The organism is Polyangium mundeleinium (assembly GCF_028369105.1).
GTDB lineage: Bacteria > Myxococcota_A > Polyangia > Polyangiales > Polyangiaceae > Polyangium > Polyangium mundeleinium.
In genome coordinates, this window is record NZ_JAQNDO010000001.1 from 5,532,529 (window position 1) to 5,558,170 (window position 25,642).

Annotated in this window: 17 protein-coding genes; 7 read left to right on the plus strand and 10 right to left on the minus strand. The window is 69.6% G+C overall.

The window, feature by feature from the left end; genetic code table 11:
* Nucleotides 1–21: 21 nt before the first annotated feature.
* Nucleotides 22–2,166, plus strand: coding sequence for a hypothetical protein (locus tag POL67_RS22060; protein ID WP_271920134.1), 2,145 nt, complete (start codon nt 22–24; stop codon nt 2,164–2,166).
* A gap of 158 nt (nt 2,167–2,324) precedes the next feature.
* The gene (locus POL67_RS22065) at nt 2,325–3,260 is read left to right on the plus strand and encodes a hypothetical protein (RefSeq protein WP_271920136.1); all 936 of its coding nucleotides are present in this window, start codon (nt 2,325–2,327) and stop codon (nt 3,258–3,260) included.
* Nucleotides 3,261–3,428: 168 nt separating this feature from the next.
* Here the strand turns inward: POL67_RS22065 and POL67_RS22070 are convergent, their stop codons facing one another.
* Entirely contained in the window at nt 3,429–4,046 is a 618-nt protein-coding gene (locus tag POL67_RS22070; RefSeq protein ID WP_271920138.1) for an RNA ligase family protein, read from the minus strand.
* 289 nt (nt 4,047–4,335) lie between these two features.
* On the opposite strand from POL67_RS22070, the gene POL67_RS22075 reads away from it, so the two are divergent.
* The 3 genes from POL67_RS22075 (at nt 4,336) to POL67_RS22085 (ending at nt 9,033) form a co-directional block, all read left to right on the plus strand.
* The gene (locus tag POL67_RS22075) at nt 4,336–6,870 is read left to right on the plus strand and encodes a serine/threonine-protein kinase (protein ID WP_271920140.1); all 2,535 of its coding nucleotides are present in this window, start codon (nt 4,336–4,338) and stop codon (nt 6,868–6,870) included.
* 168 nt (nt 6,871–7,038) lie between these two features.
* Entirely contained in the window at nt 7,039–7,371 is a 333-nt protein-coding gene (locus POL67_RS22080; RefSeq protein ID WP_271920142.1) for a DUF2325 domain-containing protein, read from the plus strand.
* 18 nt (nt 7,372–7,389) lie between these two features.
* Nucleotides 7,390–9,033 carry an acyl-CoA synthetase gene (locus POL67_RS22085; protein ID WP_271920144.1) on the plus strand — a complete coding sequence of 548 codons (1,644 nt, stop codon included), beginning with the start codon at nt 7,390–7,392 and terminating at the stop codon, nt 9,031–9,033.
* 5 nt (nt 9,034–9,038) lie between these two features.
* Here the strand turns inward: POL67_RS22085 and POL67_RS22090 are convergent, their stop codons facing one another.
* Genes POL67_RS22090 through POL67_RS22105 form a run of 4 tightly spaced genes read right to left on the minus strand, consistent with a single transcriptional unit; the run spans nt 9,039 to nt 14,339 of the window.
* Nucleotides 9,039–9,737, minus strand: coding sequence for an STAS domain-containing protein (locus POL67_RS22090; protein ID WP_271920146.1), 699 nt, complete (start codon nt 9,735–9,737; stop codon nt 9,039–9,041).
* A 5-nt stretch (nt 9,738–9,742) separates the two neighbouring features.
* On the minus strand, nt 9,743–10,909 hold the full coding sequence (locus POL67_RS22095) for an FIST signal transduction protein (RefSeq protein WP_271920148.1): 1,167 nt from the start codon (nt 10,907–10,909) through the stop codon (nt 9,743–9,745).
* 58 nt (nt 10,910–10,967) lie between these two features.
* The gene (locus POL67_RS22100) at nt 10,968–11,996 is read right to left on the minus strand and encodes a threonine ammonia-lyase (RefSeq protein ID WP_271920150.1); all 1,029 of its coding nucleotides are present in this window, start codon (nt 11,994–11,996) and stop codon (nt 10,968–10,970) included.
* A gap of 15 nt (nt 11,997–12,011) precedes the next feature.
* The gene (locus tag POL67_RS22105) at nt 12,012–14,339 is read right to left on the minus strand and encodes a GH92 family glycosyl hydrolase (protein ID WP_271920152.1); all 2,328 of its coding nucleotides are present in this window, start codon (nt 14,337–14,339) and stop codon (nt 12,012–12,014) included.
* 70 nt (nt 14,340–14,409) lie between these two features.
* Between POL67_RS22105 and POL67_RS22110 the strand changes: the two genes are divergently transcribed.
* Both POL67_RS22110 and POL67_RS22115 read left to right on the plus strand, forming a co-directional pair.
* On the plus strand, nt 14,410–15,993 hold the full coding sequence (locus tag POL67_RS22110; RefSeq protein WP_271920154.1) for a serine/threonine-protein kinase: 1,584 nt from the start codon (nt 14,410–14,412) through the stop codon (nt 15,991–15,993).
* A 12-nt stretch (nt 15,994–16,005) separates the two neighbouring features.
* Entirely contained in the window at nt 16,006–18,879 is a 2,874-nt protein-coding gene (locus POL67_RS22115) for a TonB-dependent receptor domain-containing protein (protein WP_271920156.1), read from the plus strand.
* Here POL67_RS22115 and POL67_RS22120 read toward each other — a convergent pair whose 3' ends face one another.
* From POL67_RS22120 to POL67_RS22140, 5 genes are all read right to left on the minus strand, one after another.
* Nucleotides 18,880–19,866, minus strand: a complete 987-nt coding sequence (locus tag POL67_RS22120) for an NAD(P)H-quinone oxidoreductase (RefSeq protein WP_271920158.1) — start codon at nt 19,864–19,866, stop codon at nt 18,880–18,882.
* A 52-nt stretch (nt 19,867–19,918) separates the two neighbouring features.
* The gene (locus tag POL67_RS22125) at nt 19,919–21,490 is read right to left on the minus strand and encodes a type 1 periplasmic-binding domain-containing protein (protein WP_271920160.1); all 1,572 of its coding nucleotides are present in this window, start codon (nt 21,488–21,490) and stop codon (nt 19,919–19,921) included.
* A 405-nt stretch (nt 21,491–21,895) separates the two neighbouring features.
* Nucleotides 21,896–22,996: a hypothetical protein gene (locus tag POL67_RS22130; RefSeq protein ID WP_271920162.1), complete on the minus strand. Its 1,101-nt coding sequence runs from the start codon at nt 22,994–22,996 to the stop codon at nt 21,896–21,898.
* A 99-nt stretch (nt 22,997–23,095) separates the two neighbouring features.
* Entirely contained in the window at nt 23,096–24,130 is a 1,035-nt protein-coding gene (locus POL67_RS22135) for a PEGA domain-containing protein (RefSeq protein ID WP_271920164.1), read from the minus strand.
* An 11-nt stretch (nt 24,131–24,141) separates the two neighbouring features.
* Nucleotides 24,142–25,602: a serine/threonine-protein kinase gene (locus POL67_RS22140; protein WP_271920166.1), complete on the minus strand. Its 1,461-nt coding sequence runs from the start codon at nt 25,600–25,602 to the stop codon at nt 24,142–24,144.
* Nucleotides 25,603–25,642 lie beyond the last annotated feature (40 nt).

Below are 25,642 nucleotides of genomic sequence, written 5' to 3' on the forward strand. Positions count from 1 at the left end.
CTCCTTGCATGCGTCCTTCCAATGACGGCGTTCGCAGGGACGCCGTATACCGTGCATTGGGAGATGTTCCAGGAGAGCAACTCCTGCGAGGACGCCAGGCTCAGCATGAAAGGAGGCGCCTATTTCCACGGGAATGGGATGCCGCTGGCCACCTTCGAGGTGCCCGGGGCCTACTTCGCGAGCCCCGACGGTTCGCGGGGGAATGTGGCGGAAGCCCCCTTCGATTCCGTGCTGCTGCGCATGGGCACGAACGAGTTCTCGTTCGGGGTCACTGCCTCCACCGGCAACAACACCTGCGTCCATTCGCAGAATTTCGTGACGCTCGTCGCGCCGACGCTCGGAATCCAGAAGCCGCTGTTCGACGTCCGCCGCGATGGGACAGCCTTCAGCGGCAGCACGCAGGTCGGCCTCGCGCTTGCCGAGATCAACCCTCCGCTCGCGCAGGCCATCACGAACCTGGAAGTGGCCATCGCGCACGAGCGAGAGGCGCTCCTCGCGAACGCGTCGGCGATCGCGGAGCTCGACGAGCGGCTGAGCTTCCTGCGGGAGCTCGATCTGGAGCTTCACGATCTGGTGCAGAGGCCGCTCGATGAAATCGCGCAGGTGGATCTCGACGCGATCCTCGATCGATACACGGGCGTCGTCGACGAGGCGACGCGGGCGGCGCTGAAGGAGCTGATCGACGATCTCAAGCAAAGCGTTGTCGACCTGCAAAACGAGCTCGCGAGCCTGGCCGCGGAGTTCGGCGCGCAGGCGGACGCGGTGGCGGACTTCCTGACGGCGGACGCGCGCACGGACGGGTTCAATCCGGATGATCCGTTCAACTACGGGCTCGGCCCGAGCGGGGCGCCCTCGGTCGACATCCCGGATCTTTCGGGTGTGCCGGGCGCGTTCGAGCCGGGGAAGGATCCTTATGCCGCGTATGCGGACGCGGTGATCGCGGCGCTCGCGGAGGACGTATCGGGTGGCAAGGTCATCGATAGGGGCTCGTTCGTCGCGACGGTACGCGCGTGGCGGTCGAACCAGGCGGCGATCGAAAAGGCGCTGCTGACAGGCTCGGGCGTGACGCAGGCCGAGATGAGCGCGTTCTTGAACGCGCAGAACAAGGTGACGAACCACCTGAAGCACTACATGGACGCCGCGGATTGGCTCCTGGATTCGCAGGTGCCGCCGGACGTGCGCGCGCAGGTGGACGGGGTCTTGAAGAACCTGTACGGCGCATACGCGGACGAGTTGAAGGACGCGCTCAATGCGATGGGGGTCGGCGATGGGGGCACGGTCGATCTGGAGAAGACGCACCTCTTCCAGATGATCCGGGCGTTTTCCGCGGGGGTGTCGGAGCTCGGCGAGGTCGCGGCGCCCTACGTCGACGTGATAGTGACGATGACGCACGCGGCGACGCGGATCGGGATCGGGTTCGTGCCGTACGTGGGGGCGGTGCTCGATTTGTGCGAGGCGGTGACGGGGAAGGAGTTTTGTTTGCCCGCCGGGAGGGATCTGTCGCTCGGCGAGCGGATCTTCTCGGCGGTCGGGACGGGCGTGGGGGCGGGCGTCGCGTTCCACAAGGGAATGAAGAATGCGCCGATCGGCGCGGTCGGGAAGGCGACGGCGCAGGGGGTCGTGGAGTTCGGGGAAGAGCTCGTCGAGGCGTTGCGCACGAGTCGGATAAAAAAGTGGAGAGAGCTCAAACGCGGTGGCTACAAGCTCAGCGAGAAACTCGAGCACGTGTTCGAGCGAGATGTGGCGCTCTACTTGATCAAGAAGGAGGGACACAAGATACTCGCGCTCGGGGACGGCGAAGTGCGCAGATTGCTGGACATCCTCGAGAGCTCCCAGACGCGGGGCGTCTCCAGGGCTTGCGATTTCCTCACGGTTACGCCGACCAACGGGCTCGTCCTCAGCGACTCGAAGTTTGTCGGCCCGATGAGCGTCGTCAACGTGCCGAAGGCGCTCAGTCAGTTCGACAACGTCATGGCCAAGCTGGGCGAGAGGAACGTTGCCGGCTTCGTGGAACGCGTGCAGATTGTCGTGCCGAAAGGGGCGAACCTCAAGGCGGGTTTTAAGATCGGAGAGGGTGGGAAGTTGACCAGCATGGCCACAGGAGAGCTCGTGAAGGTGACCGGAGCGAAGAACGTCGACCTCGTCGTCCACGTGGTGGAGATATGAGAAGAAAATGGAGCCGCAAGCCAGCGGGCGAGGGTCCGAGGCCCTGGGCAACGTTCTTCGCGTGGTGCCCAGAGGCCGAGCGCTTCGAGGCCTTCGGGTCGGCCTTGTCGACCTTGGTGGGCGCGTCTGGGCATTGGCCCGTATCGCGTTTCATGGTCATGGGCGACGATGACACGGAGTATCTCCTGCCCCCGAAGCAAGCGGCCGAGTTGCTTCGTCCAGGGTACGAGAAATACGGGAGCAACAGCGCGCAGCTCGTCGATTTTAGGGCGGCGTCCGGCCGTGAGCTTGCATTCCGTGTCAACGTGAACATGGCTTGGAAGGCAGAAAAATTCTTCCTGGTCGGATGCGGAGGCAGCACGCTCGACATCGGTTTCTGGTACAAGGGGTTCGAGGAGGGCTTCCTCCTGCCGGCGGAGCTGCCGCGGCTGAAACACGGAGGTCCCTCGTCCCTGGCCATGGAGGCCGGGGTTGCTTGGAAAATCGCGCTGATCGACAGCTACGACCTCCTCGTTCGGTTTTGCACGGCGAGCCCAGCCATCACAACAGGCGGTTGTGGCGAAGGGCCGGACTGGGGCGCTCCCATGACCATGGCAGGGACCTACCACGCGGATGGATATCCCGGCCGTGATCTCGCGCTGACGTGGATGCACCTCCACGACAAGGAGCGGATCGATCTCGCCGTGAGCTCTCCTCTCGACGTGCTCCGGGCGCGCGTCGAAGCGTCGCCGCGCGGGAGCAGCGTCTGGATCATCGATGAAGAGCGATTGGCGCGTGAACAAGTGCTCGCCGCGCTCGACGTGCCTCCCAAGGCCTTGATCGAGGCCCTGGAGGCAGCCCAAGAAAAGCTACATCCCACATGGGAAGCCATGCAATGGGAGCTCTCGCGCCTGATCGACGAAATCGGACGAGCCTCCGCCGACGAGCGAGATATGATCCCCGTGACCGAGGAGCACATCCGCTTCATCGAGGAGCATACGCCGGCGTACGTCAGGCGCCTCGACAATGGCGCGCTCGTGCTGATGGCGCACCCCGACCGCACGCTCTGGCCTCTCTGGTCGGATGCGCTCTCGCTGCTTGGGATTCGACCGTAGGGAACTCTGCCTACCGTCTCGATGGGCCGAAGCGTCGCCGCTCTTGCCCGGGCCTGCTCGATGAGCTGCGCATCGCGCAGGTCATCGACCTTGGGTCCAGCCCCTGGCTGGTCCGGGGTCGAGGGGGCGGACAGCCCCCTCCTGGGGCCTGGGGCGACGCCCCAGCGCTCACTTCGAAGGCCGGATGGCTCGTGGCTCCTCCTTGCCCTGCCCCTTCGGGGCCTCGTCCTTCTCCAGCGTGACCTTGAACAACCCGCCCGAGGCCGAGTGGACGATGACCACGCCCTCGGGCTGCATGAAGCCGGGCGCGGCGCGTGAACCCTCCTTGCGGAGAAGGGCTAGCGCCTTCTCGGTGACGGCGCGGATGTCCATCCCCTGCGCCAGCACCGGGACGACGCCGCAGCACGCCGGACGCACCGCGTTGTCTCCCCAGCGTTGGGTGTCGAAGAGGCTGAAGCGCTTCTCCTTCAAGCCGTAGTGCCGCTGGATGCTCGCTCCCCACCACTCGCCGTAATGCAGGCCCGGCCCGAGGCCGGTGATGAGTTCTTCGCGATGCTCCTCGACCCAGCGCGCGAAGCCGAAGTTGTCGTCCTGCGGCGTGATCCACCTGGTCCTGGACCCTGCGAGGAGGATCGTCGGGTTCGGCTTACCGGCGTTGGGGGAGACGGGCTCGCCGATGTAGATGCACGCATTCGTCCCGTCGATCTTCTCCGTTGCGACGCACAGCCGGTTGAGGCGCGGGATCTTGGGGAACTGCTCGAACGGCGGCTTGACAATCTCGGTCATGAAGAACTCTCCACGGACCTTGTCCCTGGTCGCGGGCCAGTATAAGCCCTTCCACCGCGAAGCTCGCCACGGCCTGCTCGATGAGCTGCGCATCGCGCAGGTCATCGACCACGGGTCCAGCCCCTGGCTGGTCCGGGTCCAGGGGCGGACAGCCCCTGGTGGGGCCTGGGGCGACGCCCCAGCGCGGCGGCCTCACCAACACGAGCCAAACCCCGCTTCCCCTGCCGCGCGTGCCTGGGTATAACGGCGCCGCGCGCGTTTCGCGGGGACAACCGAGAGGAGCACGTCCGTGGGCGACGATCGGAACGACGAGGGAGCCTTCGCCCCGGGCATGCACCACGACGATGCGCTGCCCGACCTCGACCCCGAGCCGCGATCCATCGCGCCGCCGAGCAGCATCCCGCTCTCGCCGGGCACCGTCGTCGCCGACAAGTTCGCGCTCCAGCGGGTGATCGCCTCGGGCGGCATGGGCACGGTGTTCGAGGCGTGGGACACGCTCATCGAGCGCAAGGTCGCGCTCAAGCTCATGCACCCGCACTACACCACCGACCCCTCGATGGTGGCCCGCTTCCGCCGCGAGGCGCAGGCCGCGGCGCGCGTGCAGCACCCGAACATCGTCAACGTGCTCGAGGTCGGCCGCCGCCGCGACGGCGCGTTTTACCTCGTGCAGGAGCTGCTCGTCGGACAGACCTTGCGCGAGCACCTCGACGCGCGTGGGCCGCTCGAACCCGACGAGGCGCTCGCGATCCTCGTGCCTGTGATGAGCGGCATCGCCGCCGCGCATGCGTCCGGCATCATCCACCGGGATCTCAAGCCCGAGAACGTGATCCTCGCGCGCTCGCCGTCGGGCGAGATCATCCCGAAGATCATCGACTTCGGCCTCGCCAAGCTCCACGACCCGGGCAAGCAGAGCCTCACGCGCCTCGGCATGCTCCTCGGCACGCCGCAATACATGGCCCCCGAGCAGGTCCTCGCCGAGAAGATCGACACGCGCGCCGACGTGTGGGCGATGGGCGTCGTCACGTTCGAGATGCTCTCGGGCGTGCAGCCGTTCGGGGCCGACGGCCTCGCCAAGCTGCTCGCGAAGATCGTCTCGTCCGACCCGCCTCCTTCGCTCGACTTTGTCGCGCCCAAGGCGGCCTGGCCCTTCGCGCCCGCCGTCGCGCGTGCGCTCGCGCGTGACCTCAAGGAGCGCTTCGCCACGATCCTCGACTTCCGCGACGCGCTCTGCGAGGCCCACGGCGGCACGCGCTTGCTCGTCGGGCACGCGGCGCCGCACCCGGGCCAGTTCGTGGGGCCGGCGTTCGCCGACGTCGTCCCGATCGAGGACCCGGTGCTCGACGCGCCGGTGCACGACCTCCACGACGGCTTCGGTGCCCATCTGCCTGAGGACGGTGGTGGGTACGTCCGGGTCAACCGCCCTCCGCCCCCGCTGCCGCCGCGCCCCGGTGCGCTCTTGCAGCGGCCGCGCGTGCCCGTCTTGACTCCGCTCCCGGCTTCGCGGACCGAGTGGGGCGGGTCCGAGAGCCAGCGTCACAACACGGACGAGGAGGACCCCGTCAAGCTCGCCGAGGAGGCGCTCGACGTGAACGCCCTCGCCGACGCGATCCGCTGGGCGCAGATCGCGCTCGAAATCCCCGGCGAGAACGAGGACGTCCGCGGCAAGGCCTGGCTCGTGCTCGCCATCGCGCAGCGCTGGCTCGGCCAGTACAGCGAGGCCGCGCGCGCGGCGCAGGAGGCGATGGCCCGCATGCCGCGCGGCTCGAACGGCTGGCATGCCGCGTTCGGGCACCTCGTCATTGCGTATGGCTACCTCGGCCGCAAGGATCGGCTGCTCGCGCGGGTGGACGAGCTCGTCCAGCTCGAAGAGGAGGAGGGCGTCACGACCGAGGCGCACCTCGTGAGCGCCTGCCGGCTCGCGATTTTCGTGATTCGCGCGGGCGTCCCGCAGCTCGGCCGCAAGCTCGCGCGCGATGCCCACAGCCGCGTCGCGCGGGCGGGCGTCGTGGGCCCCTTCCTCCGGGCCTGGCTCGCCGCGGCCCGCGCTGAGATCGCCATCTTCGAGGGGGATCCGGCGGCGTATTTGCGCCGCGTCGAGGCCGCTGTGGACGGGTTCACCGAGGCGAGCGACATTCGCAACGCCTGCGTGCAGCGGACGAACGTCGGGCTCGCGTACATGCACCTCGGCGCCTACGATCGAGCCTGCTTTGGCCTGCGGCGGGCCGTCGCGGTGGCCGAGCCCATGCAGCTCGATTTCTTGCCGTTCGCCCAGGGTGCGCTCGGGTATTGCCTCGCGCACCTCGGACGGGACGCCGAGGGGCTGCCGATCATCGAGGCGGCCTTGGAGACCTCGCGTCAGCGAAACGATCGGCGCCGCGAGGCGGGGCTGCTCATCTACGCGGCGCGGATCCGTTCGATGCAGGGCGATCACGGCGGCGCGGTGACGCTCGCGCGCACGGCGGCGGAGGAGGCCGAGGATCTGCCGCCCAAGCGCGCTTATGCGCTCGCGGTGCTGGCGGACGCGCTCCTCGCCGAGGGCCACGCGCTCGCCGCCCTGGCGCCTGCGAGCGAGGCGGCGAGCCACCTCGAGCGGATTGGCGGCATCGAGGAAGGGGACGCATTGACGCGCCTCGTGCAGGCCCTCGCCATGCGCGCCACCGGCCAGGAGCCCGAGGCCAAGCGCCGCCTCGGCGAGGCGCGGCGGCGCCTCTTGGAGAAGGCCGACAAGATTGGCGATCGGCGCTTCCGGCGCAGCTTCCTCGAACAGGTGCCGGACCACCAGCGGCTGCTCGAAACGGCGTCGCAATGGCTCGGGCCGGCGTGAGGGGCACTTTGGCGTAGCGTCCGCCACGGAGACACCCCCCTTGCCAGCTTGTCAGAGCGCGCTTCGGGCGGGTCGACATTTTGGCCGGGAATAAAGCGTCTCCCCCTGCAAAACACGGGGAAAACGCGATCGTCTGCGCTGGCCCGGAGCTTGCGATGGACGTCTGGCATGAGCCGAGAAGCCCTTGCCAGAGAGGTCGAGAAGGATTCGCGTGGTGGTCGGACCGTGCTCGTGATCGGCGGCAGCGGCGGGATGTCGGACAGGTACCGTGACGTCGCCGAGAAGCACGGCTTGACCCTCAAGCACTACGAGACGCGCGTGCCGAAAGGGGTGCGTCGCGACGTGGGGAAGGTCGCGCTCGTCATCATCATGGTGACGATGGTCTCGCATGCGCTCCGGGATCAGGTGCACAACCTCGGGATCAGCGACGCGCCGGTCGTGTACCTGCGGAGCGCGTCCGTCTCGGCGTTACGAGGCGCGCTCGAACAGTGGGAGGCGTGATAGGCTCCGCCTTCGAGCATGAGCACGAAACGGAACCCGTACGAAGAATTGCCCCGCACGAAGGCGAACTTCGCCCCGCTTTCGCCTGTCACGTTCCTCGAGCGCGCGGCGGCGGTGTACCCGGATCGCGTCGCCATCGTGCATGGCCGCCTCCGTTTTACCTGGTCCGAGGCGTACGAACGCGCGCGGCGGCTCGCGTCGGCGCTCACGCGACGTGGGATCGGCGTGGGGGACACGGTGGCCGTGCTCCTGCCGAACATCCCGGCCATGCTCGACGCCCATTTCGGCGTCCCGATGACGGGCGCGGTGCTGAACACCCTGAACACGCGCCTCGACGCGGCGACGATCGCGTTCATGCTCGATCACGCGGAGGCGAAGGTCCTGCTCGTCGATCGTGAGCTCTCGGGGACGGCGCGGCAGGCGCTCGCGCTCGCGCAATCGAAGCCGCTCGTCGTCGACGTGGACGATCCGATGTACGAGGGGCCGGGCGAGCGTCTCGGCGCGCTCGAATACGAGGCTTTCCTCGCGGAGGGGGATCCCGCGTTCACGCCACGCGTGCCGGAGGACGAGTGGGAGGCGATCTCGCTCAACTACACCTCGGGGACGACGGGTGATCCCAAGGGCGTCGTCTATCACCACCGCGGCGCGTACCTGAATGCCATCGGCAACATGGTCACCTGGAGCATGCCGAAGCACGCGACGTACCTCTGGACGCTCCCCATGTTCCACTGCAATGGCTGGTGTTTCACCTGGACCATGGCGGCGAACGCCGGGACGAACGTGTGCCTGCGCAAGGTCGACGCGCGCCACGTCTTCGAGGCGATCCGCGAGCACGGGGTGACGCATTATTGCGGCGCGCCGATCGTGCACGCCATGCTGGTGAACGCCGATCCCGCGCTCCGGGAGGGGATCCGGCACCGCGTGCACGCCATGGTGGCCGCGGCGGCGCCGCCGGCGGCGATGATCGAGGGCATGGAGCGGATGGGCTTTGATCTCACGCACGTCTATGGTTTGACCGAGACCTACGGGCCCGCGGCCGTTTGCGAGAAGCACGAGGCCTGGGCGGCGCTCGACATCAGCCATCGCACGGAGCGTATGGGCCGCCAGGGCGTGCGGTACCTCGTCGAGGAGGGGCTCACCGTGATGGACTCCGAATCGATGGAGCCCGTCCCCGCCAATGCGGAGGTGATGGGCGAGGTCGTGTTCCGCGGGAACATCGTCATGAAGGGTTACCTCAAGAACCCGCGCGCCACCGAGGAGGCGTTCCGGGGCGGCTGGTTCCATTCGGGTGATCTCGCCGTCCTCCAGCCGGACGGGTACGTGAAGATCAAGGATCGCTCGAAGGACATCATCATCTCGGGCGGGGAAAACATCTCCTCGCTGGAGGTGGAGGACACGCTCTATCGCCACCCCGCCGTGCTCGCCGCGGCCGTCGTGGCCGCGCCGGATCCGAAATGGGGCGAGACCCCGCTCGCGTTTGTCGAGACGAAAGAGGGCGCCACCATTGCCGAGGCGGATCTCATCGCGTTTTGCCGGACGCTCCTCGCCCATTTCAAGGCGCCGCGCAAGATTGTCTTCGGCCCGCTCCCGAAGACCTCGACGGGCAAGATCCAGAAGTTTTTGCTACGCGAGCGCGCGCGGTCGACGGACGCGATCGAATAGAAAAATCAGGAACGGGCCACGCGTGGGGCCCGGGAGGCGTGGGCGATCGCCTGCTTCAGGCTCGATCGCGTCCGGATGCGCGAGAGATCCACGCCGAGCTCGATCACCGTGCGGGCCACGTCCGCGCGCAGGCCCGTGAGCTCGATGTCCGCGCCGAGCAGGCGGACGGCATGCGCCACCCGCAGCAGGTGCTCGGCCGTCTCCGCCGTCATCGCGTGAATGCCTGTCAAATCGATCACGACGTGCCTCGCCGACGAACGCGTGACCTCGTCGAGCAGCGCGTTCGTCATCGTCTCGGCGCGGCGCGCGTCGAGCTCGCCGATGAGCGGGAGCACGACCACGCCGTCGAGCACGTGGATGATCGGCGTCGAGAGCGCGAGGATCGCCGCTTCTTTTTCATCGAGCGCCGCCTCCGCCTCCGCGGCGCTCGCTTTTTGCAGGTTCGCGAGCGTGGCGAGCCGCTCCTCGTTTCGTGTCGCGCTCGCCTCCAGATCCCGCACCGCGGCCTCGGCGGCGCGTGCCCTTTGCCCGAGCTTTCGCAGCGCACGCGCGGCTTCGTGCTGGCGCGCGACGAGCCCGCGTACGATCGGCGAGGCGCCTTCGCCGAGGAGCGGGCATTCGTCGCAGCCCCCGAGCTGATCCAGGAAATCGTCGAGGGAATGCGCCGCGCCTTCGTGTTCGAGCACGCAGGAGGTGCAACGCATGGCCGTCAGCCCTCGAGCAGCGCGAGGGTGAAGGTCTCGTTGTGGCACATGCAGACGCCGTCGACGGGGGACAGCTCGCCGTGCGTGTAAAACCCGATCCTCGGGATCGACCCGAGCCGCGCCATCGGTTGTTTCAGCTCGTCGCGGTACCGCGTGCCGAGCACGAGCTTGCGCGCCATGCAATCGAAGAGGAGCGCGCACGAAGGGTTTGGCAGGGAACGCAAGGCCCGCGCTGTCGCTTCCTCGGCGGCGCGAATCACTTCTTCCCGCGTCCCCGTCGTCATACGCACCAGCGTGCCCTCGGGCAAATCCCCGCCGAGGAGGAGCGCCTTGCGCTGGACGTCGATGCCCGCGACCGCCCGGAGCACGGCGATTTCCCCTTCGGCCGGCCGGCACGTGCCTTCGAGGCCGCCCACGACCGCGAGGGGGAATTCGACGGCGAGCGAGGCCACGGCGGCCGCGCGGGGGCCGAGGTATTCCTGGTACAACTCGAGCGCCGGGCGATCGTCGATCGTGAGGAGCACATTCCCCTTCTCGACCGCGGTGATCCGGTGCTCCCCGCCGACCGGCATCCAGCCGCTCCGCGCCGCCGTCGCGATCCGAATGGGGCCCGAGAACACGGCGATGGCCGCGCCGCCCGTGAGGACCTCCCCGTCCGCGATCTGATAGGCCCGGACGAAATCCCCGAGATCCCCGGCGCCTCCGCCCACCATGGGGAACGTCGCGCCGAGCACGTCCTGCAGGCCACGGAGGACGTTGGGCCCGTTGACGCGCAAGCTGTCGTAAAACACGAGGATCAGGCTCGGATCGAGGGCCTGTGCGCGCTCGCCGAGGCGCCGCCCGAGGCCCCGATCGTCGCCGTCCCTCGAAACATCGGCGAGCGTCGCCACGCGCAATGCGCTGCCGAGCCGGAACCCCATGGCCGTGACGGACTCCGTGAGGCCGCCCTTGCCGTCGATCTCGGCGAAGCTCGAACACCCCGCGATCTGCACGCCGCTGCCAAGGCGGCCGCGCAGGCCGTCGAGCACGGCGCGGCCCTCGTATTTCGCCGATGCGAAGAGCAAAACGAAATCGGGCCGGCCGCCCATCACGTCGACGAGCTCGTCCGCGGCGTCGCGGCCTGCGAGACGGGCGTCGTCGTGGACGATGGATACCGTGGACGCCTCGAGCATGGTCTCCCCTCCTCGAAATCATCCGATGGTGGAGGCATGTTCGCGGGCCTGTCAAGGCTCAGGCATCGCTCCGTCCTGCCTCCGGAGGCGAAAGAATGCCCCGGAGCGTTGCTTCCGATACGTTGCGTCCGGTAACCACATTCACAACCCGCGGCCGCGCCACACCGGTCCGGGCGAGATCGATCTTCCCGGCGAGCAGCGCGGCCGCGCCCACGGCGGCCGAGCCCTCGACGATGAGGCGCTCCTCGCGCAGGAAATGGCGCATCGCCTCGGCGATCTCGGCCTCCGTGACGAGGACCATGTCGTCGAGGAAGCGCCGGCAGAGGTCGAACGTGATCGAGCCGGCCTCGATATTGCCCGACAAACCATCCGCGAGGCTCGGCAACTCCTCGGCTTCGGTGATGCGGTCCGCGGTGAGGCTTTTGTGCATGGCGGGCGAGGCCTCGCTTTGCACGCCGACGACACGGGTGCGGGGCGCGAGCGATTTCACGTAGAGCGCGATGCCCGCGGCGAGCCCGCCGCCGCCGACGGGGACGAGGACGAGATCCACGTCGGGGAGGTCGGCGAGGATCTCGACACCGATCGTGCCCGCGCCGGCGAGGACGTCGGCGTCGTTGTAAGGCGAGATGAAGGTGAGCCCACGCTCGGCCTCGATACGCCGGCCGTCGGCCTCCGCGACGTCGTAATTGCCCACGGAGACGATGAGCTCGACGGGGTACCGCCAGAGGGATTCGAGCTTGGCCGGAGAAACCGTGCGGGGCACGACGAGCGTCGCGCGCGCCGCGAGCGCGGCGGCGGCGTGCGCGACGCCGAGGCCGTGATTGCCTGCGGATGCGGCCACGAACCCGCGCCGAAACACCTCCTGCTCCTCGTCGCGCAACCGCAGGAGCTTGTTCGCCGCGCCGCGCACCTTGAACGAGCCAGTGGGCTGGAAGAGCTCGAGCTTGTGGAAGACGTCGGCCGGCATCGTGGCCGAGAGCGGCAGGCTCGGATCGAGCGGCGTGTGTCGAATGAGGCCGCTCGGGGCGAGCCTCTTCGCCGCGGCGAGCACGTGCCGCGGCGAGACGGAGGGGAGGGGAGCGTTCATGGTAGAAATCGTTTGTCAGGGCGTGGTGACGCCGAAGGGGCCGGGGGCGGGGCCCATCTCGAAGCGGAGGGTGCCGCCCTGGGCGAGGTCGCCGTGGAGGATTTCGGGTTTGTCGAGGGCTTGGCCGTTCCAGGTGACGGCCTGCACGTAGATGTTCTCGGCCGAGACGGCGGGGGCCTCGACGACGATCGTGCCGGCCTTCACGGCGATTTCCATGCGGGGGAAGAAGGGCGTGCCGAGGATGTACCGATCGGTGCCGGGGATCGGGTGGAAGCCCGCGGCCGTGAAGAGGTACCAGCAAGAGAGGGTGCCGCCGTCGTCGTTGCCGGCGAGGCCGCCGGGCTTGTCGGTGTAATGGGCGCGCGCCACCCAGCGGACGTATTTCTGCGTGAGGTCCGCGCGGCCGACCTGCGCGAAGCCATAGGCCGCGTGGATGTCCGGCTCGTTTCCGTGCCAGTAGGCATTGCGTGGCGCCGCCGACGCGAAGTTGTCCTCGATGGGGCGCTCCTCCAGGTCGGCGACGGATTCGTCGAGGAAACGCTGGAGCTTCTCCACGAACGGCGCTTGCCCGCCGAGGAGCTCGGCGATCCCGGGGATGTCGTGCTGCGCCCACAGGCTGTGCCAGCCGTTCGCCTCGGCGTAATGGTCCGAGATGGCGTACGGGTTGTACGGGCTCTCGACGAAGGTCCCGCCCTCGTCCTTGGCGCGGAGGAAGCCCGTCACGGGGTCGAAGAGGTTTCTGTGGTTGTTCGCGCGCTCGGCAAACATGGCCGCGTCGTCCGTTTTGCCGAGCGCCTTCGCGAAGAGGCCGAGCGCAAGGTCGTCGTGCGCGTATTCGAGCGTGTGCGAGACCGAGCGGCCGACGCTCGACGGCACGTAGCCGTACTCCATGTACGGCACGACGTCCCCGCGCCCGCCGCGCCCGCCGGGCGGCTCGACCGGATCCACCGCGGCCCGCCGCGCGATCACGTAGGCGCCCTCGGCGTCGAAATCCGTGACGCCCTTGATGTAGCTGTCGGCGAGCACCACGTCGGCGCTGGCCCCGATCATCGTGCCCGCTTCCCCGGTGGCGATGGGCCACTTCGGGAAGAAGCCGGAGATCTCGGCCATCGCGTGCAGCGATCGGACGGTGTCGCGCGCGGCCTCGGGCGCGACGAGCGAATAAAACGGGGTCACCGTGCGGTAGGTGTCCCACAGCGATTGATCGGTCAGGAAGGAAAAACCATCCGCGGTGTGCTGCTCGCCGCCGTACATGTAACTTCCGTCGACGTCGCTCGACGCGGTGGGCATGAGGAACGCGCGGTAGAGCGACGAATAAAAGATGCGCCGTTCGGTCTCCGTCCCGCCCCAGAGCTTCATGCGGCCGAGGAGATCGCTCCAGGCCGCGGCCGTCTTCGCCCGCGTGCCGTCGAAATCCCAGTCCGGGATCTCGGCTTCGAGGTTTTTCGTGGCGTTCTCCAGCGAGACGAACGAGAGCCCGACCTTCAATTCGACCGCCCCGTCCGCGCCGAGGTCGAACGAGAGCGCGAAGCCGACCTTCGTGCCGCTGCCCGACGTCCCCTCCGCGGGCGCGTCGCCGTTCGACCAGACCTGCGCCGCTTTCCACGGCGCGCGCGTCCGGGCGTCGAAGAAGACGTCGTAGCCCCCGAACCCGCCCGACATCCCGCCCACGTGGTGCAGTTTGCCCCGGATACGTTGCGCCTCGGGCTCCAGCGTGAACTCGGCCTGCGTGACCTCGCCCCCGCCCAGGTGATGGTCGAGATCAAAGACGACATGCCCCTCCTTCGTGCCCGCCGGATACCCGTGCCGGTGGTGCGCCGCGTGCCGCGTCGCCGTGAGCTCGCTGCGGATCGTGCCCCGATCGAGGGTGACCGCGTAATACCCGGGCGAGGCCGTCTCCGTCGCCTTGTCGAAGTGCGATTCGTAGCCGGGCGCCGAGAAGCGCGATGCCTCGAACGCGTCGATCGGCATCACCCCGAGGACGCCGTAATCGGTCGCGCCCGTGCCATGCAGGTGCAGGTGCGAAAACGCCCGGACCTGATCGTCGCCGGCCCAGTAGCCAGAATAATGCAAAAAATTGATGGTATCGTAGGGGCCGCGGGTATCGGGGCCGACCTTCGCGAGCCCGAACGGCGCCGCCGCGCCCGGGAAGGCGCTTCCATTCGCGAAGCCGAACCCGCCGCTGCCGACGCGCGGATCCGCGTAGATCAGCGGATCCTCGACGCGTGTGGGCTGCGCCGTGGGGACCTCCTGCGGCTCGAGGGTGCACGCCGTTCCGCCGAGGACGTTCGTCACACCGAGCAAGAGGAGGGGCGCGAGGGGGCGTTCGAGGCGAGGGCGCATACGTGATGCGAACACGAAGGAGCCGCGGGCGTCAACCCGAGCCTTGCGACGACGCGCGAGATCCCTTAGCGTGGATTTCGCGCTCGGCATGAAGGACCTCATCGGCGGCCGATATCGGATCGAACGCAGGCTCGGCGCAGGCGGAATGGGCGCCGTCTACGAGGCCACCGATACGCAGGGCGGCGCGCGGGTCGCGGTGAAGGTCGTGACCGCGGAGGTCGCGAGGAACGAGCTCTTGCTCTCGCGTTTCGAACGCGAGGTGCGCGCGGCGCGGGCCCTCAGCACGCCCCACGTGGTGCGCGCGATCGACGCAGGGCGCGACGGCGACGAGGGCCTGCCCTTCCTCGTGATGGAGGTGCTCGAAGGCGAGGACGTGCGGGCCGTCTTGAAGCGCCTCGGGCCAGTCCGCCCCGATCTCGCGGTGCGTATCGTGGCCCAGGCCTGCCGCGGGCTCGAGGTCGCGCACGCGCAGGGCATCGTGCATCGCGACGTGAAGCCGGCGAACCTGTTCCTCACCAGCGGCCCGCAGCCCGGCGAGCGTACGGTCAAGATCCTGGATTTCGGCATCGCGAAGCTCGCCCCCGATCCGGAGAGCATGGCGCAGGCCGGCGAGCTGACGAGCTTGACGCAAACCGGCAGCATGCTCGGCTCGCCGCTCTACATGGCGCCGGAGCAGGCGCGCGGGCACAAGCACATCGACGGCCGCGCGGATCTGTGGTCGCTCGGCGTGGTGCTCTACCAGGCCCTCACGGGCGTGACGCCGCACCGGGACAGCGGCGCGCTCGGGGATCTGATCATCGCGATCTGCACCGAGCCGGCCGAGCGCGTGGAGCGGCTCGCGCCGTGGGTGCCGCCCGCGGTGGCGGCGGTCGTGCATCGCGCCCTCGATCTCGATCCCACGCAGCGTTTCCAGAGCGCCGCCGAGATGCACGCGGCGCTCGTCGCGCTCTTGCCGCCCGGCGAGGCGAATGCCGGGATCCACGAGCGAATGCTGGTGCCGCTGCCCGAGCCCGAGCGCGCGCGCCTTTCGGCCCCGCCGCGTCCGCCGAGCGGGGCGCAGGCGTTCTCCGAGACGCCTTCACGTGGGGGGGCTCCGCTCGGACAAACTGAGCTCCGCCCCCAAGCCCCCGGGGCCCCGGCTGCAAGCAGCGCGTACGCGATGGTCGATCCCCCGACGACGCGCTGGTCGGGCGCGGCGCTCGGCATCTCGGCCGAGACGCCCGCGGCGATGCAGATCGGCGCGCCTTCGTCGGCGTTCGCGGCGATCACGCAAGCGACGCCGCCGAAGCGCCGCTCGGGCGCGCTGCCCTTCGTGGTGATGGCGGCGCTCGCGCTCGTCGTGGGCGGGAGCGTCGCGTTCGTGGGGCTGCGGGCGCCGGAGGGGGCTGGCCAAACTCCGGCTGGACAAACCAATCCAGGACAAACGGCGCCCGGGATGGCGCCCACGAATACGCCGGTGGTGGAGCCTCCGGCCTCGACGGCGCCTGTGGCCGCGCCGGCCGAGAGCGAGGCCCTGGCCGCGCCGAGCGCCGCGCCGGTCGCCCCGAGCGCGAGTGGTTCTGCCCGAGGCCTCGCGCCCTGGCCCCGCGCCTCGTCGCGCGGATCCGCCGCGCCGAAGGCCACGGGCAAGAGCGACATTTACCTGGGTCGGTGACGCGTGTCCTTGATGAGGCCTTCTCGTGTCCTCGGCCCCTTTCTCGCCGCCGCGCTCGTGCTCCTCGGCGCGCCGCGCGCCTCGGCCGACGGGCTCGCGGACGAGGCCGAGCTCCATTTCCAGCTCGGCGCAGCCGATTACCAGAAGGGCGAGTACACGAGCGCGCTCGAGCATTTTTTGCTGTCGAACCGCCTCGTCCCGAACCGGCGCGTCGTGTTCAACATCGCGCGCTCGTTCGAGCAGCTCCGGCAATGGCCCGACGCGCACCGTTATTACGTCGATGCCCTCGCCGGGGAGACGGAGCCCGCGGCGATCGAGGCCTCGAAGTCGGCCATCACGCGCCTCGCGCCGAACGTGGCGGTCCTCGACGTCGTCACGGATCCGCCCGGCGCCACGATTTACATCGATCGAAAGGACCTCGGCTCGCGGGGCCGCGCGCCACGTCCGCTCGCGGTGAACGAGGGCAAATACCGCGTGATCGCGGAGTTCCCGGGCTACGAGCCCAGGACGAGCGAGGAGGTCGTGGCCAAGCGCGGGAGCGAGACCCGCGTCGCGCTCTCGCTCACGCGGATCGTCGGCAAGGTGAAGGTGACGGTGACGGGCGCGGCGCGCGGGACGGTGCGGGTCGACCAGGAGACGGGGGCGCCTGCGTGCGTCGCCCCCTGCGAGCTCGCGCTATCGCCCGGCAAACACGAACTTTACGTGACGACCGAGGGCGCGTCCGCGCCGGCGCGGACGGTGAACGTGGTGGCGCGCGAGACGACCGAGGTGAACGTCACGCTGCGGCCGCCGGTGGGGACCCTCGTCGTGGGGACGACGGAGCCGGGCGCGCTCGTGAGCATCGACGGGCGCGCGGCGGGGTTTTCGCCTGCGGTGATTGGCGACGTGCCCGCGGGCGCGCGGCAGGTGCGCGTGAGTTTGCCCGGGCACGCGCCCGTGGTGCGCGACATCGTGGTGCGGCAGGGCGAGCAGGTGGATCTCGGCACGCTCGACCTCGTCCCGCTGCGCGAGGTGACGGCGGCGTCGCGTTTCTCCGAGCGGATCGAGGACGCGCCGAGCTCGGTCACGGTGATCGATCGGCGCGAGCTTGCGGCGTTCGGGTATCCGACGATCGCGGAGGCGCTGCGCGGCGTGCGCGGCGTCGCCATGTCGAACGATCGGGCCTATGCGTCGGCCTCGATCCGCGCGATTGGCCAGCCAAACGATTATGGCAGCCGCGTGCTCGTGCTCTCGGACGGGCAGGCGCTCAATGACAACCTGCTGAACAGCTCGTACATCGGCTCCGATGGCCGGGGCGATTTGCACGACGTGGATCGCATCGAAATCGTGCGTGGCCCGGGATCGCTGCTGTACGGCGCCGGCGCGTTTTCGGGCATCGTGAACCTCGTGACGCGCTCGCGCGAGGAGCCCACGGGCGTGCACGTGGGGGTCGGGAGCTACGACGGCGCGGTCTTGCGCGGGCGCGGCGGGTTTCACCTGCGGAAGGGGCAAGACAAGGGGATCTGGGCGAGCGGGTGGGGCGCGCAATCGGACGGGTTTGATCTCGAGGTGCCGATCACGGGCCAAACGGATCCGCTCCGGGTGCGCGGGGTCGAGGCCTTCCAAGCGGGCGGCACGGCCGGGCGCGCATACTGGGGCCCGGCCACGTTGCAATGGCTCGTGCACCACCGGACGCAGGCGACCCCGGTGGGCGCGTACGCGACGCAAGCCGGCAACCCGCGGACCGCGTTCGCGGATACCCGCATGATGGTGGAGGCGCGCTTCGAGCCGCGCCTGACGCAATCCTTGCAATTGCTCGTGCGCGCGCACGCGAACCGCTACACGTACGACGGGGTGTATGCGTTCGACGGGGAGCTCGACAACATCGAGTCCTTCGCGGGGACGTGGATGGGCGGCGAGGCGCGGCTCGTGTATTCGCCGGGGCCGCGGCTCCGCGTCACGGTGGGCGGCGAGGGGCAATGGCACCCGGAGGCGACGCTCCAGGGCCGCGAGGACGTCAATCGCGTCACCACGGAGCGATACCTGAACGAGCGGCGGCCGTACCAGTTCGCCGCGGGGTATGCGCTCGCGGAGGGCGCGCCGCTTTCGTGGCTACGGCTCTCCGGCGGCCTGCGTATCGACGTGTACAGCACGTTCGGCGCGGTCTTCGTGCCGCGGGCGGCGATCATCACGCGGCCCGCGAAAGGCGGCACCCTCAAGCTGATGGGCGGCCGCGCGTTCCGGGCGCCGAGCATTTACGAGCAGCTCTACAACGACAACGGCCAATCCCAGGAAAAACCCCTCCAAGCGCTCGACGCCGAGAAGATCTGGTCGGGCGAGCTCGAATACACGCAACGGTTCCTCGAAGATTGGGCGGCGCTCGTGGCCGTGCACGGCAGCCACATCGACGGGCTCATCGTCACGAAGCCGATCCCGGGCAGGCCCACGGTGGCCTACGCGAACAGCGCGACGCGCATGCTCGTGCTCGGCGCGGATGCGGAGATCCGGCGCGAGTGGCGCAAAGGGTGGATGCTCGCCGCGACGTACGGGTATCAACGCGCGACCTACCTCGACGAGACGCTCGCCGATCCGCGGGTGCGAAACGTGCCGGAGCATCTGGCGGGCTTTCGCGGGGTGATCCCTGTATTGCCCTCGATCGCGTCGCTCGGGCTCCGCATGACGCTGGAGGCGCCGCGCCTGCTCGTGGACGGCAGCTCGACGGGGACCCAGGTCGTGGCCGATGTGACGGTGTCAGGCGAGGTGAAGGCGTACGGGCTCCGGTACGTCGTGGGGCTTTACAACCTCGCCGACCGCCGTGTGCTCGCGCCGGTGACGGACACGTTCCGGAGCCGAACGATGCCCCAGAATGGGCGGACGTTCCTGGTCGATCTCGTCGGGACTTATTGATCAAATCCGCGCGTCGAGCAGGACCTTGCCGAACGACACGTTCGACGCGACGTACCGGTGCGCCTCGGCCGCCTCCGCGAGCGGAAACACACGATCGACCACGGGACACACGATGCCCCGCGAGAGCCACGGCCCGAGCGTGCGCTCGAGCAGCTTCGCCGCCTCGATCTTCTCCTCGATCGGCCGCGACCGGAGCACCGTGCCGATGACCTCCAGCCGTTTTTGCAAGAGCACGCCGAGCGGGACCTGCGCGCTCGCCCCCGCCGTCAGGCCCACGAGCACGATGCGGGCCTTTTTCGCGGCCGCGGCGAGCGTCTCCGGGACGTAGGCGCCGCCCACGAGGTCGAGCACGACATCCACGCCAGCCCCGCCCGTCCGCGCGAGGACCTCGGCCGCGAAGACGCCGCCCGGCGTGACGATCCCCTCGTCGAGGCCAAGCTCGCGGCAGCGATCGAGTTTGTCCGCGGTGCGGCTCGTGCCGATCACGAAGCAACCGAGCGCGTGGGCGATCTGGACGCCCGCCGTGCCGACGCCGCTGCCCGCCGCATGCACGAGGACCCGCTCGCCGGGCACGAGGCGGCCACGCACGACGAGCGCGTCGAGCGCGGTGAGAAAGGCCTCGGGCACGGCCGCGGCGTCCTCGTCGGAGAGGGCCGCGGGCGCGGGGACGACCTCGCGCTCATGCGCGACGAGGCGGTCGGCATACGCGCCGCCCGCGACGATGCCGTAGACGCGCTCGCCGCCCGCATACCGCGTGACGCCGGGGCCGACGGCTTCGACGGTGCCGACGTATTCGAGGCCAGGGATGTCGGCGGGGACGCCGGGCGGGGCAGGGTAGAAGCCGGCGCGCTGGAGGAGGTCGGCGCGGTTGACGCCAGCGAGGTGGACGCGGACGCGGACGTGTCCGAAGGGCGGCTCGGGATCGGGCAGGTCGCGGAGCTCGAGGACCTCAGGTCCCCCGGGGGAGCGGATGACGACGGCGCGCATGGCCGGCGTGTAAGCGGCCCGCGGCGGGGACGCAAGCCGCGTGGAGGCTCGATCAGGGAGGATCCTTGACCGTGACGGTCACAAAGTTGTCGTTCGACACGGCCCAAACCTCGATGCGGCCCGGAGCTTCGCCGGTCGCGGGGTCGAAATTGAGCGGGCCCGAGGTGCCTGCAATGTTGATGCTCCCGCCCGCGGCGAGCGTGCTTTTCCCCTTGGGCCAGGCGGTCGAGGTGATGTCGATGAGATCCCCCATGGCAAGGCGCCCCATGCCCTCGGCCACCTGCCGGCCGTCGTAGTCCGTCCCGTCGCGCGAGGCCCAGATGACCCCGTACGCGCCGACGTACGTGGCGTCGTACGCCTGCGCGGTGAACGAGAAATCGGCCGGATCCGTCTGGAACTGCGACTTCATGTTCGCGCGGAAGGTCTCGTAAATCGGCCCCGACGGGCTCGCAGGCGCAGTGCCCTGCGATCCCGCGATCATCTGCTTCACCTCGGCGGCCAGGTTCGGGGCGAGCAGCTTCGTCGCGTCCTTGGCGCCGTCCGTGAAGAAGAACTTCCGCCCCGCGACCGGCTTGCCCACCATCGCCTTCAGGATCTCGACGGTTTGTCCGGCTTGCACCGTGATCACCAGGACGCCGGCCGGGTTGTACGTGTCGACGTCGGCGGCGAGCGTGGCGAGCGCCCCGGCATCGGAGAGCTTCGCCTCCTCGATGGGGAAGAGCTGGGATTTGTCGAGCCCGTACGCATCCCGGAAGACGGTCGCGAGGCCCTGGCCGTAGGCGTCGCTGACGTAGACGACAGCGACGTTGCCGCCAGCGACGACCGGATCGAGCTCGATCACGTCGTCCGCCATGACGACGCCCTGGCGCGTGTCGCTCGGGCAGGTGCGCCAGAAGAGGCCGGGCTCGCCCATCGCAAGGCGATCGTCGGCGTCGGTGAGCGCCGGGCTCGTCGCCGAGGGCGAGATGAGCACCGTGGGATACGCCTTCTCCTTGAGGCGCGCGATGAGCCGGAGCGAGTCCGACGAGGAGAGGGGGCCGACGATGTACGGGACGCCGAGCGTACCCGCGAGGTAGTCGAGCGCAGCCTGGTTCAGCTCGTCGCGCGCGGCGCCCGTCGCCGTGTTGTTCTCGCCGCCGTTGTCGCAGACGACGACAGCCATGCGCTGGCCACGGTTGAGTTTGTCGCTCGCATTGATCTCACGCACAGCGACGCGCACGGACTGCGTGAGGACCTCGTCCTTGGTCTCGCCGATCGAGAAGATGCTGCCGATGACGAGCGGCGCATCAGGGCCAGCAAGGGGCCGGTCGGGCAGGTCCGTCGGCTCGAAGAGCGTGCTGCACTGCGGGTGCTTGGGGAACGCCGAGACGCAGACGCCGTCGACACACGCGCCGCCGCCGCCAATCTTGCGGCAATCATGGCCCGTGGAGCACGCAGGGGGATCGGTGCAGTACCCCGCGACGCAGGTGCTGTTCGGGCCGATCGCAAGGACACACTCGTCGTCACTCTTGCAGTCATCCTGCGTGACGTTGCCGAGCGAGCATGCGCCCGAGGCAACGAGGGTCCCGCCGGTCACAAGCAAACCAAGAAGGATTCCGGTTCCCCGGAGAAGTCGTGCAAGCATGGCAGAGCCCGAGCGTACGACCATTGAAGGTCACAGAGAAGCCCGGCGAAGAGGCGTGAGGCGTCGCGCCGGGGCGCTGCCCCGGACCCCGCGGGGGCTGTCCGCCCCTCGACCCGGACCAGGCACGGCCTGGACCGAAGGTGGAAGAACTGCGCGATGCGCAGTTCTTCCAACGGGCCGGTGGCAAGACCACGTAGGTGGGTCTCAACCTGGCGACGCAAACGTTGCCGGTTGAACCTGCAGCGCTGCGGCCTTGGTTGGCAGGGTCGTCGCCAGTCTTGCCAGCGGCTGTTCGATGAACTGCGCGGAGCGCAGTTCATCGACCCCGAGTCCAGCGCTTGCGCTGGTCCGGGTCCAGGGGCGGACAGCCCCGGTGGGGTCTGGGGCAACGCCCCAGCTCCGCGCCTAATGCAGGACTGCGTCCTCGCCTTCGTGGAGCTCGATGGCGGCGGTGCCGGGCAGGCGGCGCAGGGCGATGATCTCGCCGGGGGCGCAGCCGAGGGCCACGTCGGGGGAGCTCGACGTCAGGATCCACTGCACGCGCGGCAGGGCGCGGCGGAGACGTGGGACGAGGGTGCGTAGACGGTGGGCGGGCTGCTCGATCTCGACGTCGTCGATGAGCACGACGCCTTCGGCTTCGCGGGGGTCGCGGTCGGGGAAGGCGGCGGCGAGGGAGCGCACGGCGTGTGCGCCGAAGGCGACGAGGTGACGCAGGCTTCGGGGCAGGTCGTCGAATTCGAGCAGACGGTCGTCGGCGTCGCGGAAGACTGGCTCGAGGCGCACGGGATCCACGCCGATGAAGGTGCAGCCGTCTTCTTCCAGCAGGGCGCCGAGGACCCCGACGAGGGCTGTCTCTAGCCGGGCTGCGGTGGCCGGCGTGCCCTCTGTTTTGCGGGACAGGGCGGCTGTGATGCAGGCGAAGGAGAGCACTTGCTTCGTCTCGCGGGCGATGTCGGTGCGGCTTGCGTCGTCGAAGCTTGTCGAGGCGCGCACGTCGTAGCGGAGCAGGGTGCGCTCGGGCGTCGTCAGGAGCACGGGCGTGCGTGAGAACCAGCGGGCGCCCGAGAGGGAGACCAGCACGAACCCTCGCTCGGCGGCGCGACGATCGAACAGGGCTTGCTCGCGACGGCGGAGCAGGGCCTCGTCGTCGCGCTCGTCGAGACGCGCGTTTGGGCTTGCGACGCAGAGTGTGTGCGGCCGGGCGGGGTCGTCGTCGCCGAGCAGCCACTCGGCCACGACGAACGGGGGCGCGTCGTGGCGTGGGTCGTGCTGGGGGTCCGGGCGGAGACCGCCGGACGTTGACCCGGCGCTGCGTGCGTTGATGATTTGCGCGACGGCGTGGCCTGGGCGCGTCGTGGCGATGGCGGAGAGCACTGCTGTCTTGCCTACGCCCTCGCCGCCGAAGATCACGCAGAGGTGCCGGGGAGAGCCATCCGGGTCGCAGAGGGGCAGCGTGATGTCGCCGAAGGGGCCCAGGCCGACGAGGCGGATGCGAGCAAGAAGCACGGTGGCGTCGGTTGTACCACAAGGGCGCGGCCGAGGCGCGGCGCGCGCAGGCTTCCATGGGGGACATCCGCGCGTGTGCGCGACGGATCGTGGCGTGGGTCAGAAATGGCCGAACGCGGATGCGCCGACGCCGGAGGGGCCGATCCACGGGACGAACCCTGTCGAAGGCGCGGGCGCGCCTTTTTTCGGCGCTGTCACGATGCCGAAGATGGCTGCGCCGATCCCGGCTGCGCCGACGACGCTGCCGGCCACGGTGAGCCCGAGCGAGCGGTTCCACTTCGCCTGCAGGTCTTGCGCTTGCGCGGGCGTGTAGGTGTCGTTGCAGGCGTTGTTCGGGCAATCGCGGCGGACGGTCTCCTGCGCGTCGCTGAAGCTCAGCCCGAAGCCCACGGCCACGCCCGCGCCCACGAGCCCGACGCCGCCTGCGATCCACGTCCACACCGGGATCTGCCGGCCGCCTTCGCCTTCGGAGAGGGCCTCGTCCGGCGTGCTGAAGGGATCCACGACGTCTCCGCCGCCCGCCGAGGCGGGCCGCAACGTGATGTCGACGGTGCGGGTTTGTCCGACTGTCACCTGCACTTTTTCGGCGCGCTGGCCGAAGCCGGAGGCCGAGACGATGACGGTGTGCTCGCCCGGGTTCACCTTGTAGGGCAACGAGACGGCTGCTTGCGGGATCGTCTCGGCGTCGACCTTCACGGTGATCTCGGCGCCGGAGGGCGGGCCGCTCACGTTGATCACGAGCGAGGGGATCTTCGGTTCGAGGCTCTGCGCGAGCGCCTCGGCCTCGGTCATGGCCGTGGCGAAGGCGGCGTTGCCGGCGGTGTTGTCGAAGCGCGTCACTTCGAGGGCGACCTCGCGCGCCTCGACGAGGTGGCCCATGGCCTCGTGCACCCGCGCGAGATCGAGCCCGGTCGAGGGCACGTTCATGATCGCGTGCGCGCCCTGGCAGTCCTTGAGCGCCTCGGCGAGCTTGTGCGCGGCGAGCTTGGCGCGACAATCCACGAGGAGCTGCCGCGCCGTCTGCTTGGCGGCGGCCGAAGGCTGCTTTCCCTGGGCCTCTGCTGCCCCGGAGAGCGAGAGGCCGAGCGCGACGATCGTCGCGATGGCACCGAGTCGAGCTTGCGTTTGGCGCATGGCAGCGTGGTTCAAAAGCCGATCGTGTCTTTGCCGCCGCCCTTGGGCGGCTTCGCCGCGGCCTTCGCGGTCGTCGCGGGCGGGGGGGAGGTCGTCGGGGCAGGGGCCTGTGCCGTCGTGCGGGTCGTGGGTTTGCCCTCGGCCGTCGTCGCAGGCGAGCTGGGCGGGGCAGGCTCGGCGAGCGCGCTCGCGCTCGGCGGGGGCGCCGGGGCCACGACGGGCGTGGGGGACGGGGACGGGGCGGGGGTCGGCGCGAGCGTCGCGCCTGCGGCTGAAGTTTCGCCCGGCGCGGCGGACACGGACGTGGCCTCGTCGCTGCGGCGAGCGGCGAGGAAGATGCCGAGCCCGGCGAGGACGAGCACGGCCACGCCTGCCGCGATGATTGCGGACTTCTTGCCGCTGGCCGCGCGCGCGGCCGTGGTCGAGGTCCCGATGAGCGTCTGCGGCGCGCTCGCGGGGCCCTGCGGCGTGCTGTACGGCGGCGCGTACGGCGAGGAGGCATAACCGCTCGGGGAGTTCGGGGCTGGCGTCGTGGCCATGGGCCCGCCCGAGAACGGCGCGGGCGTCGGCTCGGCGTGCGTGTGGAGCGACGCGCGGGCGAAGCTGCCGGTCACGCCGTAGGGCGACGGCGCGCCGAGGATGGCTTGTTCGAGCGCCTCGGCCATCTCCTTCGCGGAGCCGAAGCGCTCGGCGGGATCCCGCCGCAGCATCCGCTGGAACCAGGCGTCGACGGCCGGCGGCACGTCGGGCCGGAGCGCGCTCGGGGGGTGGAAGGCGCCCGTGTGCACGGCGACCCCGAGCGAACCGACGGTCTCGCCGTGGAAGGGCACGCGGCCCGTGATCGCGTGGTACGCGACGACCGCGATCGACCAGAGATCCGAGCGGTGATCGACGCGCCGGGCGCTGAGGAGCTGCTCGGGGCTCATGTAGAGCGGCGTGCCCATCATCGAGCCCGTGGTCGTGGCGCCGAGCGCGCCGTCCGGGCCCATCTTGGCGATGCCGAAGTCGAGCAGCTTGACGAACGTCTCGCCGTCGATGTTGCAGAGGAAGATGTTGTCCGGCTTGATGTCGCGGTGGACGATGTTGAGCGCGTGCGCGCGGGCGAGCGCCTTCGAGGCCTGCGACACGACGAGCGCCACGTCCCTGAGCGGCAGGGGACCTTCGCGGCGGATGCGGCGCTTCAGGTCCTCGCCTTCGAGCAGCTCCATCACGATGTACGGCGTGCCGTCGGCGGTGAAGCCGTGATCGAAGACCTGCGCGACGTGCGGGCTCTTGATCTGCGCCGCGGCCATCGCCTCCGTGCGGAACCGCTGCACGAGCGATTGGTTCTCGACGTAGGCCGGCGACATGAACTTGATGGCGACCTGGGTCCCGAGCGCGAGATGGTCGGCGGCCCACACGCTCCCCATGCCGCCTTTTCCGAGGAGGCTCTGGAGCCGAAGCGTCGGCGTGATTTGCTGGCCAGCCTGCATCCGCCCGAGCCTTTCCGCACGATCCGCCTCCGGCCCAGCC

Excerpts from the sequence above, each read along its gene's own strand:
- POL67_RS22060 (WP_271920134.1), top strand. The coding sequence starts at position 22 with ATGACGGCGTTCGCAGGGACGCCGTATACCGTGCATTGGGAGATGTTC.
- POL67_RS22065 (WP_271920136.1), top strand. The coding sequence starts at position 2,325 with ATGGGCGACGATGACACGGAGTATCTCCTGCCCCCGAAGCAAGCGGCC.
- POL67_RS22070 (WP_271920138.1), bottom strand. The coding sequence starts at position 4,046 with ATGACCGAGATTGTCAAGCCGCCGTTCGAGCAGTTCCCCAAGATCCCG.
- POL67_RS22080 (WP_271920142.1), top strand. The coding sequence starts at position 7,039 with ATGAGCCGAGAAGCCCTTGCCAGAGAGGTCGAGAAGGATTCGCGTGGT.
- POL67_RS22085 (WP_271920144.1), top strand. The coding sequence starts at position 7,390 with ATGAGCACGAAACGGAACCCGTACGAAGAATTGCCCCGCACGAAGGCG.
- POL67_RS22090 (WP_271920146.1), bottom strand. The coding sequence starts at position 9,737 with ATGCGTTGCACCTCCTGCGTGCTCGAACACGAAGGCGCGGCGCATTCC.
- POL67_RS22095 (WP_271920148.1), bottom strand. The coding sequence starts at position 10,909 with ATGCTCGAGGCGTCCACGGTATCCATCGTCCACGACGACGCCCGTCTC.
- POL67_RS22100 (WP_271920150.1), bottom strand. The coding sequence starts at position 11,996 with ATGAACGCTCCCCTCCCCTCCGTCTCGCCGCGGCACGTGCTCGCCGCG.
- POL67_RS22105 (WP_271920152.1), bottom strand. The coding sequence starts at position 14,339 with ATGCGCCCTCGCCTCGAACGCCCCCTCGCGCCCCTCCTCTTGCTCGGT.
- POL67_RS22115 (WP_271920156.1), top strand. The coding sequence starts at position 16,006 with ATGAGGCCTTCTCGTGTCCTCGGCCCCTTTCTCGCCGCCGCGCTCGTG.
- POL67_RS22120 (WP_271920158.1), bottom strand. The coding sequence starts at position 19,866 with ATGCGCGCCGTCGTCATCCGCTCCCCCGGGGGACCTGAGGTCCTCGAG.
- POL67_RS22125 (WP_271920160.1), bottom strand. The coding sequence starts at position 21,490 with ATGCTTGCACGACTTCTCCGGGGAACCGGAATCCTTCTTGGTTTGCTT.
- POL67_RS22135 (WP_271920164.1), bottom strand. The coding sequence starts at position 24,130 with ATGCGCCAAACGCAAGCTCGACTCGGTGCCATCGCGACGATCGTCGCG.
- POL67_RS22140 (WP_271920166.1), bottom strand. The coding sequence starts at position 25,602 with ATGCAGGCTGGCCAGCAAATCACGCCGACGCTTCGGCTCCAGAGCCTC.